13 protein-coding genes are annotated in these 11,689 nt (G+C 66.2%); 6 read left to right on the top strand and 7 right to left on the bottom strand.

Annotated features, from left to right (window positions below):
• Window positions 1–189 precede the first annotated feature (189 nt).
• The 5 genes from QX048_RS08565 to napE are packed head-to-tail and all read right to left on the bottom strand — an operon-like array spanning window position 190 to window position 4,367.
• Complete coding sequence (locus QX048_RS08565) at window positions 190–852, bottom strand: NapC/NirT family cytochrome c (protein WP_315827657.1); 663 nt, start codon at window positions 850–852, stop codon at window positions 190–192.
• The gene (locus QX048_RS08570; RefSeq protein WP_315714155.1) at window positions 849–1,319 is read right to left on the bottom strand and encodes a nitrate reductase cytochrome c-type subunit; all 471 of its coding nucleotides are present in this window, start codon (window positions 1,317–1,319) and stop codon (window positions 849–851) included. The genes QX048_RS08565 and QX048_RS08570 overlap by 4 nt, the downstream gene beginning before the upstream one ends.
• Window positions 1,320–1,324: 5 nt before the next feature.
• The gene (gene napA, locus QX048_RS08575; protein ID WP_315827658.1) at window positions 1,325–3,829 is read right to left on the bottom strand and encodes a nitrate reductase catalytic subunit NapA; all 2,505 of its coding nucleotides are present in this window, start codon (window positions 3,827–3,829) and stop codon (window positions 1,325–1,327) included.
• Window positions 3,830–3,844: 15 nt separating this feature from the next.
• Window positions 3,845–4,165, bottom strand: a complete 321-nt coding sequence (locus QX048_RS08580) for a chaperone NapD (RefSeq protein ID WP_315750094.1) — start codon at window positions 4,163–4,165, stop codon at window positions 3,845–3,847.
• A gap of 16 nt (window positions 4,166–4,181) precedes the next feature.
• Entirely contained in the window at window positions 4,182–4,367 is a 186-nt protein-coding gene (napE, locus tag QX048_RS08585; RefSeq protein WP_315714158.1) for a periplasmic nitrate reductase, NapE protein, read from the bottom strand.
• Between the two features lie 389 nt (window positions 4,368–4,756).
• Between napE and QX048_RS08590 the strand changes: the two genes are divergently transcribed.
• The 6 genes from QX048_RS08590 to QX048_RS08615 all read left to right on the top strand — a co-directional run bounded on the left by QX048_RS08590 (window position 4,757) and on the right by QX048_RS08615 (window position 9,438).
• Window positions 4,757–5,713 (top strand): aliphatic sulfonate ABC transporter substrate-binding protein, encoded by a 957-nt coding sequence (locus tag QX048_RS08590; protein WP_315714159.1) that lies wholly within the window; start codon window positions 4,757–4,759, stop codon window positions 5,711–5,713.
• A 36-nt stretch (window positions 5,714–5,749) separates the two neighbouring features.
• Window positions 5,750–6,928: an FMNH2-dependent alkanesulfonate monooxygenase gene (ssuD, locus tag QX048_RS08595; protein WP_315827660.1), complete on the top strand. Its 1,179-nt coding sequence runs from the start codon at window positions 5,750–5,752 to the stop codon at window positions 6,926–6,928.
• Window positions 6,925–7,731, top strand: coding sequence for an ABC transporter permease subunit (locus tag QX048_RS08600; RefSeq protein WP_315827661.1), 807 nt, complete (start codon window positions 6,925–6,927; stop codon window positions 7,729–7,731). The genes ssuD and QX048_RS08600 overlap by 4 nt, the downstream gene beginning before the upstream one ends.
• A gap of 9 nt (window positions 7,732–7,740) precedes the next feature.
• Window positions 7,741–8,601 (top strand): ATP-binding cassette domain-containing protein, encoded by an 861-nt coding sequence (locus tag QX048_RS08605; RefSeq protein ID WP_315827662.1) that lies wholly within the window; start codon window positions 7,741–7,743, stop codon window positions 8,599–8,601.
• 14 nt (window positions 8,602–8,615) lie between these two features.
• On the top strand, window positions 8,616–9,191 hold the full coding sequence (locus QX048_RS08610) for a flavin reductase family protein (RefSeq protein WP_316192014.1): 576 nt from the start codon (window positions 8,616–8,618) through the stop codon (window positions 9,189–9,191).
• 91 nt (window positions 9,192–9,282) lie between these two features.
• On the top strand, window positions 9,283–9,438 hold the full coding sequence (locus tag QX048_RS08615) for a hypothetical protein (protein ID WP_315714164.1): 156 nt from the start codon (window positions 9,283–9,285) through the stop codon (window positions 9,436–9,438).
• A 444-nt stretch (window positions 9,439–9,882) separates the two neighbouring features.
• On the opposite strand, the gene QX048_RS08620 is transcribed toward QX048_RS08615, so the two are convergent.
• Both QX048_RS08620 and fliN read right to left on the bottom strand, forming a co-directional pair.
• Window positions 9,883–11,262 (bottom strand): sigma-54 dependent transcriptional regulator, encoded by a 1,380-nt coding sequence (locus tag QX048_RS08620; protein ID WP_316192012.1) that lies wholly within the window; start codon window positions 11,260–11,262, stop codon window positions 9,883–9,885.
• A gap of 53 nt (window positions 11,263–11,315) precedes the next feature.
• Window positions 11,316–11,663, bottom strand: coding sequence for a flagellar motor switch protein FliN (gene fliN, locus QX048_RS08625; RefSeq protein WP_015669138.1), 348 nt, complete (start codon window positions 11,661–11,663; stop codon window positions 11,316–11,318).
• Between the last annotated feature and the right edge of the window lie 26 nt (window positions 11,664–11,689).

The raw sequence follows: 11,689 nt of genomic DNA on the forward strand, positions 1-11,689 counted from the left end.
TCGATGTGAATGGGGCCACGCCTCCCCCGCTTGCGGGGGAGGTCGCATCGCATCGGAAGATGCGATGCGGGTGGGGGAACGCTCCGGCGGGATTGCCCGTGTGGCGCCCCCACCCCAGCCCTCCCCCGCAAGCGGGGGGAGGGGGCACAGCGTGCCTGCGGCGATCGCTCGTTCCCCTCCAGAAGAAGCCTACTGCCAGCCCGGCACGCCGCGCATGTCGGGCAGATGATGCGCGATGCCCTTGTGGCAGTCGATGCAGGTCTTCTCGCCGGTGAAGAGGAAGCGCTGGTGGGCTTCGACGGCCCGCGGCGACTGCTTGGTGATGTCCATCGACTGCGCGCTGTGGCAGTTGCGGCATTCGAGCGAGTCGTTCGCCTTGAAGCGCGCCCATTCGTGCAACGCCAGTTCCAGCCTGCGGTCGGTGAACTTCTCGCGGGTGTCGATCGAGCCGAACAGATGGCCCCAGACCTCCTTGGAGGCCTGCATCTTGCGCGCGATCTTGTCGGTCCAGTTGTGCGGCACATGGCAGTCCGGGCAGCTGGCGCGCACGCCGGAGCGGTTGGAGAAGTGGACGGTCGTCTTCAGCTCGGCGAACACGTTGTCGCGCATCTCGTGACAGCTGGTACAGAACTTCTCGGTGTTGGTGATCTCCAGCGCGGTGTTGAAGCCGCCCCAGAAGATGACGCCGGCAAGGAAGCCGGCGAGCACCAGCACGCCGAGCCCGAACACGGAGCTCGGCTTCAGCAGCACGTCGATGAGGTCGAGAATGAACTGCCAGGCGCGGCCGGCAAGGCCGAGCCGCTTTTCGGGGACGGGCGCTTTGGCGCCCTCCGGGATGTCGGCGCTGCTCATCGCTTGCCACCCGGCCTGTCGTGCGCCAGCAGCGTGTCGATGTCGACGAAGTCGTTGCTGACCGGCGGATTGGCGACGCTCTGCGGCACGTGGCACTGGGTGCAGAAGTAGCGCCGCGGCGACACCGACGCCAGGAACTGGCCGTCGCGATCCATGAAATGGGTGATCGACAGCATCGGCGCCTTCGACTCCGCCGTGCGCGCCCGGGCGTGGCAGGACAGGCATTTGTTGCCCTGCATGTCGACCTGATAGCCGTCGATGGCATGCGGAATCACCGGTGGCTGCTCCGGATAGTTGCGCACCTCCTTCTCGGCGGTGTTCTTCATCGGCTGCATCGGCGGCGCAGGACCCTCGTCGTTGAGCGGTGCAGGACCGCGCAGCGAGGACGAGACGCTCTGGGCGAGCAGGGCGCTCGATCCGGCCGCAACGCTGGCCGCGATCAGCATGACAGCGATTTTCCTCATCATGATGGTCACACCCGCTCGATGCGCACGGCGCATTTCTTGTAGTCGGTCTGCAGCGAGATCGGATCGGTGGCGTCGAGCGTCACCTTGTTGATCAGCTTCGACTCGTCGAACCACGGCACGAAGACGAGGCCGCGCGGCGGCTTGTCGCGGCCGCGGGTCTCGACGCGGGCGCGGATGAAGCCGCGGCGCGAGGCGACCTTGACCTCGTCACCGCGCCTCAAGTTCGCGGCCTCGGCATCGTCCGGATGCATGAAGCAGACGGCTTCGGGGAACGCCTTGTAGAGCTCGGGCACGCGGCGCGTCATCGTGCCGGAATGCCAATGCTCGACCACGCGTCCCGTCGACAGCCAGAACGGATAGTCCTTGTCGGGCGATTCCGCCGGCGGCTCGTAGGGCAAAGCGAAGATGCGCGCCTTGCCGTCGGGGAAGCCGTAGAACTGCACGCCGGTGCCGGCCTTGACGTAAGGATCAGAGCCCTCGCGAAACCGCCAGCGCGTCTCCTTGCCGTCGACCACCGGCCAGCGCAGGCCGCGCTCCCGGTGATAGGCCTCGAACGGCGCCAGGTCATGGCCATGGCCGCGGCCGAACGAGGCGTATTCCTCGAACAGGCCCTTGTGGACGTAGAAGCCGAACGCCTTGGACTCGTCGTTGGCATAGCCCGGCTCGATCTGGTCGAGCGGAAACTTGTCGACCTGGCCGTTCCCGTAGAGCACGTCGAACAGCGTCTTGCCGCGCACGTCGGGCTTCTTGGCGATCAGCTCCTCAGGCCAGACCTCCTCGATCTTGAAGCGCTTGGAGAACTCCATCAACTGCCAGAGATCCGAGCGTGCCTCGCCCGGTGCCGACACGAGCTGGTGCCAGAACTGGGTGCGGCGCTCGGCATTGCCATAGGCGCCTTCCTTTTCCACCCACATTGCCGTCGGCAAAATGAGATCGGCGGCGAGCGCGGTGACCGACGGATAGGCGTCGGAGACGACGATGAAATTGTCCGGATTGCGGAAGCCCGGATAGGTCTCTTCGTTCGCGTTGGGGCCGGCCTGCAGGTTGTTGTTGACCTGCACCCAATAGGCGTTCAGCAGGCCGTCCTTCAGCATCCGGCTCTGCAGCACGGCGTGATAGCCCGGCTTGTCGGGGATCGTGCCTTCCGGCAACTGCCAGATGTGCTCGGCCTTGGTTCGGTGCTCCTTGTTGGTGACGACCATGTCGGCGGGCAGGCGGTGCGAGAAGGTGCCGACCTCGCGCGCCGTGCCGCAGGCCGAGGGCTGGCCGGTCAGCGAGAACGGGCTGTTGCCGGGCTCGGCGATCTTCCCGGTCAGGAGATGGATGTTGTAGACGAGGTTGTTGCACCAGACGCCGCGGGTGTGCTGGTTGAAGCCCATGGTCCAGAACGAGACCACCTTGGTCTTCGGATCGGCATAGAGCTCGGCCAGCGCCTCGAGCCGATTCAGCGGCACGCCGGACATCTCGGCGGCCTTCTCCAGCGTATAGTCGGAGACGAACTTGGCATACTCGTCGAACGAGATGTCGGTGGCGTCGTTGGCCTTGGCTGCGCCGGTGGCCTTCTTCTGCAGCGGATGCTCCGGGCGCAGGCCGTAGCCGATGTCGGTCTGGCCCTTCTTGAACACCGTATGCGCCTGGACGAACTCCTTGTTGACGCGGCCGGTCTTGATGATGTGGTTGGCGATCGCGTTGAGGAGATAGAGATCGGTCTGCGGCTTGAACACCATGCCGATGTCGGCGAGGTCGAACGAGCGGTGCTCGAAGGTCGAGAGCACGGCGACCTTGACATGCGGCGCCGACAGGCGCCGGTCGGTGACGCGGCTCCACAGGATCGGATGCATCTCCGCCATGTTGGAGCCCCACAGCACGAACGCATCGGTGGCCTCGATGTCGTCGTAGCAGCCGGCCGGCTCGTCGATGCCGAAGGTGCGCATCATGCCGGCGACGGCCGAGGCCATGCAGTGCCGCGCATTCGGATCGATGTTGTTGGAGCGGAAGCCGGCCTTGAACAGTTTCGAGGCCGCATAGCCTTCCCAGATCGTCCACTGTCCCGAGCCGAACATGCCGACGCCGGAGGGACCGCGCTTCTTCAGCGCGTCTTTGTACTTCGTGGCCATGACGTCGAACGCTTCGTCCCAGGAGACGGGGGTGAACTCGCCGTTCTTGTCGTACTTGCCGTTCGTCTTGCGCAGCATCGGATGCGTCAGGCGGTCATGGCCGTACATGATCTTCGAGAGGAAGTAGCCCTTGACGCAGTTGAGGCCGCGATTGACCTCGGCCTTGATGTCGCCATGGGTGGCGACGACGCGGTTGTCCTTGGTCGCGACCATCACGCTGCAGCCGGTGCCGCAGAAGCGGCAGGCGGCCTTGTCCCATTTCAGCTCGCTGGCTTCGCGCTCGGTGACGAGGTTCGCCGCAAGCGAGCTGCCGGGCATGCCGGCGGCGGCCGCGGCAATCGCGGCGGCTTCCAGCTTCAGCATCTGGCGACGATCGATCTTCATGTCGGTCATTGGTGTCTCGTGTGATTAGCCGGCGTCGATGGCGTGGAAGACGAGGCAGGCGGAGTGCACGTGCGGCAGCAGGCCGATCCGGTTCATGGTGGCGCCGAGCGCGCCGGCATCGGGCGCATCGACGACGACGATCAGCTTGCCGCGTGCGTCGCGGCCGTGAATCTCGCAGCCGGACAGCGCGAGGATGTCGGCTTCGACGCGGTCGAGCTGCTCGGGCCGGGTCTGCACGATGATGCTGGCGATCTCGCCCTTGGCCGGTGCGACGACGGGATCGGCGGTGAGGACTCGGCCGGTGATCAGAGCACGGCGGTCGAGGGAGGTGCGGTGTGAGAGCATGGCGGGGTCCTTCCGATCAGTGCGCCGCGGGCGGCCCGGGTGGCCCGGCCATCATCTGGTAAACCCAGACCGTGAGCCCGTAGGAGCCGACGGTGGCGACCGCGAGCGCGGGCATCAGCACAGCGGTGAGAAACAGGAAGGCAACAATTTCCATGCGTCTGCGACGCGCACGCGCGTTCGCATCGCCGCCAACGAGCGACATGAGAGAATTCTCTGCTAGGGGAGGTTCAGTTCAGGAGGGATTGCGGCATCCGGGCCGCGCCTGATCTTATGTTTAAGAAGGCTCCGGAAACCGGCGTTGACCTGGATCAAGCGGGCGGAACCCCGCGCACACCGGCGCACCGCCAGAGCGGAGTCGCGCCGGTCCCCACTGAGCTCTTGGTTGACGGGCTGTGAAGACGCGTGATCGCAGCTTTGCTTGCGAGAAATTCTCGCTGCTCTGCGCCGCGGTCTCGATACGAACATCCCCTCCGGCCGTAAGCCGATAGGACCCGCATCGCTATTTTTCCGGGACGCTCGACACGCGTTGCGCCTGCCACCATCATTCCGCGCATCGCATCAATGCGGATGCAGTCTTGGTCGGAGAGGGCAATGAAGCGTCGTGATTTTCTGAAATTGTCGTTGGCATCGGCTGCGGTGATGGCCTCAGCGGCGCCGCTGCGCGCCGAGGACAAGCCGAAGGAGATCCGCATCGGCACCCAGAAGGGCGGCTTCTTCCCGGCGGTGAAGGCGCGCCGCACCATCGAGGATACGTTCAAGCCCGTCGGCATCGACATCGTCTGGGTCGACTTCCAGTTCGGCCCGCCGCTGCTGGAGGCCATCAATGTCGGCAGCGTCGATTTCGGCTATGTCGGCGACGCGCCGCCGATCTTCGCGCAGGCCGCCGGTGCCAAGATCCGCTACGCGGCGGCCGTCAAGCAGAACGGCAGCAGCCAGGCGATCATCGTGCCCAAGGACTCGCCGATCAAGTCGCTCGCCGATCTCAAAGGCAAGCGCGTCGCCTTCGGCAAGGGCTCGAGCGCGCACAATCTCCTGGTCGCCGCGCTGGAGAAGGCGGGCCTGTCCTGGACCGACATCACGCCGGCGCCGCTCGCGCCCGCCGATGCCACCGCCGCCTTCGTCAAAGGCTCGGTCGATGCCTGGTCGATCTGGGATCCGTATCTCGCGCTTGCCGAGCTCAAGGAGAATGCGCGCGTGATCGTGTGGGACAAGGATGTCCACAAGCCGAACTCATTCTACATCGTCGGCTCCGACTTCGTCGAAAAGTATCCGGCCGTCGTCGCCAGGCTGAACGCGGCTTTCGCCGCCGAAGGCGTGTGGGCCAACAGCCATCACGAGGAGGTCGCCAAGGCGCAGGCCGAGGCCACCGGCGTCGATCTTGAGGCGGTCAAGCGCTTCGTCGACCGCTCGGTCTATAGCGTCGTGCCGATCGACGACGAAGTGATCAAGAGCCAGCAGGCCGTCGCCGACCGCTTCGCCCGTGTCGGCCTCATTCCCAAAGCCGTCAACGTCGCCGACATCGTCTGGAAATGGACGCCGTCCACCTGACGGCTGTCCCGCCACTCAAATCCGAAAGAGAACGACATGAGCAACGCTTCGTCGAAGCCCAATGTGCTTTGGTTCCTGCCGACCCATGGCGACGGCCGCTATCTCGGCACCTCGCAAGGCGGCCGCGAGGTCAACTTCAACTATCTGCGCCAGGTGGCGCAGGCCGCCGATCAGCTCGGCTATTACGGCGTGCTGATCCCGACGGGACGCAGCTGCGAGGATTCCTGGATCGTGGCGTCGGCCGTGGCGCCATTCACCGAGAAGCTGCGGTATCTCGTCGCGGTGCGTCCGGGTCTGCAATCGCCGGCCGTGGCCGCGCGCATGACCGCGACGCTCGACCGCGTCACCAACGGTCGCCTGCTGGTCAACGTCGTCACCGGCGGCGATCCGGTCGAGAACAAGGGCGACGGCATCTTCCTGTCGCATGAGGAGCGCTACGAGGTCACCCGCGAGTTTCTCACCGTCTACAACGCGCTGCTCGAAGGCGAATCCGTCAACTTCGCCGGCAAGCACATCAAGGTCGAGGATGGCCGGCTGCTGTTCCCACCGGTGCAGTCGCCACGCCCGCCGCTGTTCTTTGGAGGCTCGTCGGATGCCGGCATCGACGTCGCCGTCGATACGGTCGAGAAGTATCTTACCTGGGGCGAGCCGCCGGCAGATGTCGCGGCGAAGATCGCCAATGTGAGAGCAGTCGCCGACAGCCGTGGCCGCAGGCTGTCGTTCGGCATCCGCCTGCATGTGATCGTGCGCGAGACCAACGCGGAGGCGTGGGTCGCCGCCGACGACCTCATCAAGCACGTCACCGACGACACCATCGCCTCGGCACAGAAGATTTTTGCGCGGATGGATTCGGTCGGCCAGCAGCGCATGTCGCAGCTGCATGGCGGCCGGCGCGACAAGCTCGAGATCAGCCCGAATCTGTGGGCCGGCGTGGGCCTCGTCCGCGGCGGCGCCGGCACCGCGCTGGTCGGCGATCCCGACACGGTCGCGGCGCGCATCCGCGAGTACCAGGAGCTCGGCATCGACACCTTCATCCTGTCCGGCTACCCGCATCTCGAAGAAGCCTACCGCTTCGCCGAGCTGGTGTTTCCCAAGCTTGGGCTGAACGTGTCCGAGCAGGCCGGCAACGTGACCAAACTGCGCACCAACACCGGCCCATTCGGTGAGACCATCGCCAACGAGCATCGTCCGTTGCAGAGAGCCTCGCAGTCATGAGCCTGATCGAAAGTCTTCCCAAGGTCCGCAAGCTCGCGGTACCGCGCGCGGATGCGCTGATCCCCTGGCTGGTGCCACTCGCGATCATCCTGATCTGGCAGGCGGCCTCGGTCGCCGGCCTGGTGTCGCCGCGGGTACTGCCGGCGCCGACCGACGTCGCACGCGCCGGAGGGAAGCTGCTGCTATCAGGCGAACTCGGCCGCAACATCTGGGTCAGCTTCTGGCGCGCGTCCATCGGCTTCTTGATCGGTGGTGGCATCGGCTTCGCCTTCGGGCTCGCCAATGGCCTGTCGCAGCTGTCGGCGAAACTGACGGACACCACGCTGCAGATGGTGCGCAACGTGCCACATCTGGCGCTGATCCCGCTGGTCATCCTGTGGTTCGGCATCGACGAGAGCGCAAAACTGTTCCTGGTGGCCCTCGGCGTGTTCTTCCCCGTCTACCTCAACACGCTGCACGGGATTCGCACCGTCGATCCGCAACTCATTGAAATGGGCCGCGTCTACGGCATGACCGACGGCGAACTGTTTCGCCGCGTGATCTTCCCCGGTGCGTTGCCGTCGATCTTCGTCGGTCTGCGCTTCGCGCTCGGCATCATGTGGCTCACCCTGATCGTCGCCGAGACGATCGCGGCTTCTTCGGGCCTCGGCTACATGGCAATGCAGGCGCGCGAGTTCATGCAGATCGACGTCGTCGTGCTTTCCATCCTGATCTACGCCCTGCTGGGCAAGGTCGCCGACAGCGCTTCGCGGGTGCTGGAACGGATGACGCTGTCCTGGCATCCGGCCTTCAGCAAACATTGAGGTTCGTAAATGCAGCAAGCGCTCCGAATTCCCGTGTCCGGCGCCGAGGCGGTCGACGGCACTGACGTGATCAGGCATGCCGCGGCCTTCCGCCACGCGCGGAAGCCCGGCGTGACCCCGGCCAAACCCGCGACGCGCGGCCTGCCGCTGGTGATCCGCGACCTTCGCAAGGCGTTCGGCGACAACGAGGTGCTGCGCGGCATCGATCTCGAGATTCCGGCCGGTCAGTTCGTGGCGATCGTCGGTCAGAGTGGCTGCGGCAAGAGCACGCTGCTCCGCCTGATCGCAGGTCTGGACAAGCCGACGTCGGGCAGCATCAGCTTCGGTGAAGCCGCGGCGCGGCCCGAGGACGTCCGCGTCATGTTCCAGGAACCGCGGCTGCTGCCGTGGGCGCGGGTGCTCGGCAACGTCGAGGTCGGCCTCGGCCGCGAGCGCAAGGCCGCCGGCGCGCATGAGCGCGCGCGGCAGGCGCTGGAGGAAGTGGGTCTCGCCGACAAGCGCGACCAATGGCCGGCGGTGCTGTCCGGCGGCCAGAAGCAGCGCGTCGCGCTGGCGCGCGCGCTCGTCAGCGGTCCGCGCCTGCTGGCGTTCGACGAGCCGCTCGGCGCCCTCGATGCGCTGACGCGGATCGCGATGCAGCGGCTGCTGGAGCGGGTCTGGGCCGATCAAACCTTCACCGCAATCCTGGTCACCCATGACGTGGCGGAAGCCGTGGCCCTGGCCGACCGGGTTCTGGTCATCGAGAATGGCCGGATCGCCGAGGATATCATGGTCGATCTGCCGCGCCCGCGCCAGCGTGGCTCTGCGGAGCTTGCGGCGCAGGAAGGCTCGATCCTGGGCCAGTTGCTTGGACCGGGCGCGGCGGGTTAGGAGAGAATATCGCAATGAACTCCATCGTCCGCCTCATGCCCGACGCCACCGCGCTTCAGCCCGATTTCCGCTCCGCGATGCGCCAGCTGGTCGGGGGCGTGAGCGTGATCACCGTCGGGCGCGGCGATGAGGTCACCGGCATGACGGTGAGTTCGCTGTCATCGCTCTCCATCGAGCCGGCGTCCGTGATCGTGAGCCTCAATCGGAACGCCTCGTCTTGGCCGATCCTGCAGCGGGAGCGTGTTTTCGGCGCCAATCTGCTCGCCGCGGACCAGATCGGCGTGGCCGAGCGGTTCTCGGGTAAAGGTGGTCTCAGAGGCGCCGAGCGGTTCGCCGGCGCTGAGTGGCGCAAGCACGTGACCGGCGTGCCGCTCCTGGTCGGGGCGCTGGCCGCGCTGGACTGCGAGGTCGAGGAGATCATCGAGCGGCACTCTCATGGCATCGTGATCGGCCGCGTGGTGCATGTCGAGGTGGCGCCGCAATCGGCAGCCCTGGCATATTGGCATGGCGGCTATGTGCACGTCGACCGCGACGAGGACGTGGCCCGGCTCGCCCCCCTCGGCGGCCCCGATCCGCAGGACGAGCCCTAGGCGGTGAGCGGCGGTTGGCCGCAGGGTGGCGTCCCGAAGCTGGACGCCGTAAAAGCACCGCGGCCTTGAGGCGGTGTTTGCGGCGGAGCTGATGAAACGGATCGGAACCTGGGCGCTCTATGTGATCGGCACGGCCGCGATCCTGTATCTCGCGCTCTATGCCTATGCCGTGCTGACGCAACGCGAGTTCACGCCCGGCGATCCCATTCACATCTTCCGCAATCCCGAGGCGCCGAACTATTCGTGAGGCTGTGCCCGGCGACGACGCGCCGGCGTATTCTCGCGAACCCACGGATCAGGGGACTGTTCACAGTCCTGTAGCTGCATCCAATCGTCGGTCAGAAACTGCACGCGGCAGCGGCGCCACACTTTGATGTGTCCGCCATCCGGCGACGTCTCGACATCGGATAGCGACAGGGTGGGCGGCCGCCAGCGATAGCTGCGTTCATTGTCCCAGCCGTCGCAGCCCTCCCTGCCACAGGCAACCGTTCGCGAGATCAGCTTGCCCTTGCCTGCGAAGCACCAGCTCCGGGCGCCCCATTCCTGACCCGACGACGGATTGACGAGCGGCGCGTGCGACGTCTGCTCCCAGCAGCCTGACAGCACGCCGCGCGTTGCGGCATCAGCCGGGGAAACGGCAAGCGGCGCGCCGAGGGCCAGCGCGCCGCCGAGAACGAACCGGATGGGCAGATTATACGGGGCTCGGCATGCGCGGCGTATCGCCGGAGCCCGGCGGCGGGATCGGTAAGCCGCCGTCGGCATATTCGTTGAGCTTGTTGCGCAACGTGCGGATCGAGATGCCCAAGATATTGGCCGCATGTGTCCGATTGCCCAGGCAGTGCTTCAGGGTCTCCAGGATCAGGTCACGTTCGACATCGGCGACCGTGCGGCCGACCAAGGCGCGCGTGACCTGTTCCGCCGCCATCGTAGCATGCGCTACGGCGGGTTGGGTCTTGCCGATGTCGAGGCGGGTGCCGTCAGGCGTGAGGATGGCATCCGGCCCGATCTCGTCGCCCTGCGCCATCAGCACCGCGCGATGCATCGTGTTCTCCAGCTCGCGCACGTTGCCCGGCCAGCGGTTGGTGGTGAGGATGCGCTTGGCCTCCGCCGAGATCGGCCGCAGCGGTACGGCGTTGGCCTCGGAATATTTGCGCGCGAAATGCTGCGCCAGCTCGAGAATGTCGGCGGGGCGCTCGCGCAGGGGAGGGATCTTCAGGTTGACGACGTTGAGCCGGAACAAGAGGTCCTCGCGGAACGTGCCCTCGCGTACGGCGTCGGCCAGGTTGCGGTTGGAGGTCGCGATGATGCGGATGTCGACGGGGACGGGGCGGGTGCCGCCGACGCGGTCGATCACGCGCTCCTGGATGGCGCGCAACAGCTTCGACTGCAGCCGCACGTCCATTTCCGAGATTTCGTCCAGCAGGAGCGTGCCGCCATTGGCCTCCTCGAACTTGCCGATGCGGCGGGCGACGGCCCCGGTGAAGGCGCCCTTCTCATGGCCGAACAGCTCGGACTCCAGGAGGTGCTCAGGGATTGCGGCGCAGTTGATCGAGATGAAGGGACGCTTGGCGCGGGCCGAGCGGGTGTGGACGTAGCGCGCCAGCACCTCCTTGCCGGTGCCGGACTCGCCGGTGATCATCACCGAAGCGTCGGAGCCGGCGATCTGCTGGGCGAGCTTGATCACCTTCGCCATCGCCTCGTCGCGATAGACGAGGTCGCGGCTGTCATTGGCGACGGCGGCGAGCACGGCGGCGATCAGCTCGGGATCCGGCGGCAGCGGAATGTATTCCTTGGCGCCGGCATGGATGGCGGCGACCGCGGCGCGGGCATCGCTGGTGATGCCGCAGGCGACGATCGGCACGTGGATGTGCTCTGCATCGAGCCGCATCACCAGGTCGCGGATGTCGAGCGCGACGTCGACGAGGAGCAGGTCGGCGCCCTTGCCGCCGCGCAGCACCCGCATCGCCTGCTCGTTGTCCTCGGCATGGGTGACGGTGGCGCCGTTCTCCATGGCGATCTTGGTGGCCGTCGTCAGCTGGCCCTTCAGCGTTCCGACGATGAGAAGCCGCATGTTGGTCTCCTATTCGGTCGTGCCGCTCTCGATCGGCACGCAGGTCATGTCTGTCAGTTGCGGTCGGACTTGATGATTTCGGTCATCGTCACGCCGAGCTTGTCTTCGACCAGAACCACCTCGCCGCGTGCCACGAGCCGGTTGTTGACGTAGATGTCGATCGCCTCGCCGACCTTGCGGTCGAGCTCGAGCACGGTGCCGGGCCCGAGCTTCAGGAGCTCGCCGACATCCATCTTGGAGCGGCCGAGCACGGCCGAGACCTGGACCGGGACGTCGAACACCGCCTCGAGGTCGGCCGCGATGCGCGCGGCATGCTCTTCTTCATTGTAGCCGACGTCCCCGCCCAGCGGAGGCGCGTCCGCCGCATTGAGGTCGGGAAGCGGGATCTCGTTGTCGCTCATGACTTAAACTCCCTCGGCCACCACAG

Source organism: Bradyrhizobium sp. SZCCHNS30572, from assembly GCF_032484415.1.
Classification (GTDB): domain Bacteria; phylum Pseudomonadota; class Alphaproteobacteria; order Rhizobiales; family Xanthobacteraceae; genus Bradyrhizobium.

Bases quoted from the DNA above. Each gene is read 5' to 3' on its own strand.
- fliN (WP_015669138.1), bottom strand. From the start codon at position 11,663: ATGAGCGACAACGAGATCCCGCTTCCCGACCTCAATGCGGCGGACGCG.
- QX048_RS08610 (WP_316192014.1), top strand. From the start codon at position 8,616: ATGAACTCCATCGTCCGCCTCATGCCCGACGCCACCGCGCTTCAGCCC.
- ssuD (WP_315827660.1), top strand. From the start codon at position 5,750: ATGAGCAACGCTTCGTCGAAGCCCAATGTGCTTTGGTTCCTGCCGACC.
- QX048_RS08590 (WP_315714159.1), top strand. From the start codon at position 4,757: ATGAAGCGTCGTGATTTTCTGAAATTGTCGTTGGCATCGGCTGCGGTG.
- napA (WP_315827658.1), bottom strand. From the start codon at position 3,829: ATGACCGACATGAAGATCGATCGTCGCCAGATGCTGAAGCTGGAAGCC.
- QX048_RS08615 (WP_315714164.1), top strand. From the start codon at position 9,283: ATGAAACGGATCGGAACCTGGGCGCTCTATGTGATCGGCACGGCCGCG.
- QX048_RS08600 (WP_315827661.1), top strand. From the start codon at position 6,925: ATGAGCCTGATCGAAAGTCTTCCCAAGGTCCGCAAGCTCGCGGTACCG.
- QX048_RS08605 (WP_315827662.1), top strand. From the start codon at position 7,741: ATGCAGCAAGCGCTCCGAATTCCCGTGTCCGGCGCCGAGGCGGTCGAC.
- QX048_RS08565 (WP_315827657.1), bottom strand. From the start codon at position 852: ATGAGCAGCGCCGACATCCCGGAGGGCGCCAAAGCGCCCGTCCCCGAA.
- napE (WP_315714158.1), bottom strand. From the start codon at position 4,367: ATGTCGCTCGTTGGCGGCGATGCGAACGCGCGTGCGCGTCGCAGACGC.
- QX048_RS08580 (WP_315750094.1), bottom strand. From the start codon at position 4,165: ATGCTCTCACACCGCACCTCCCTCGACCGCCGTGCTCTGATCACCGGC.
- QX048_RS08620 (WP_316192012.1), bottom strand. From the start codon at position 11,262: ATGCGGCTTCTCATCGTCGGAACGCTGAAGGGCCAGCTGACGACGGCC.
- QX048_RS08570 (WP_315714155.1), bottom strand. From the start codon at position 1,319: ATGATGAGGAAAATCGCTGTCATGCTGATCGCGGCCAGCGTTGCGGCC.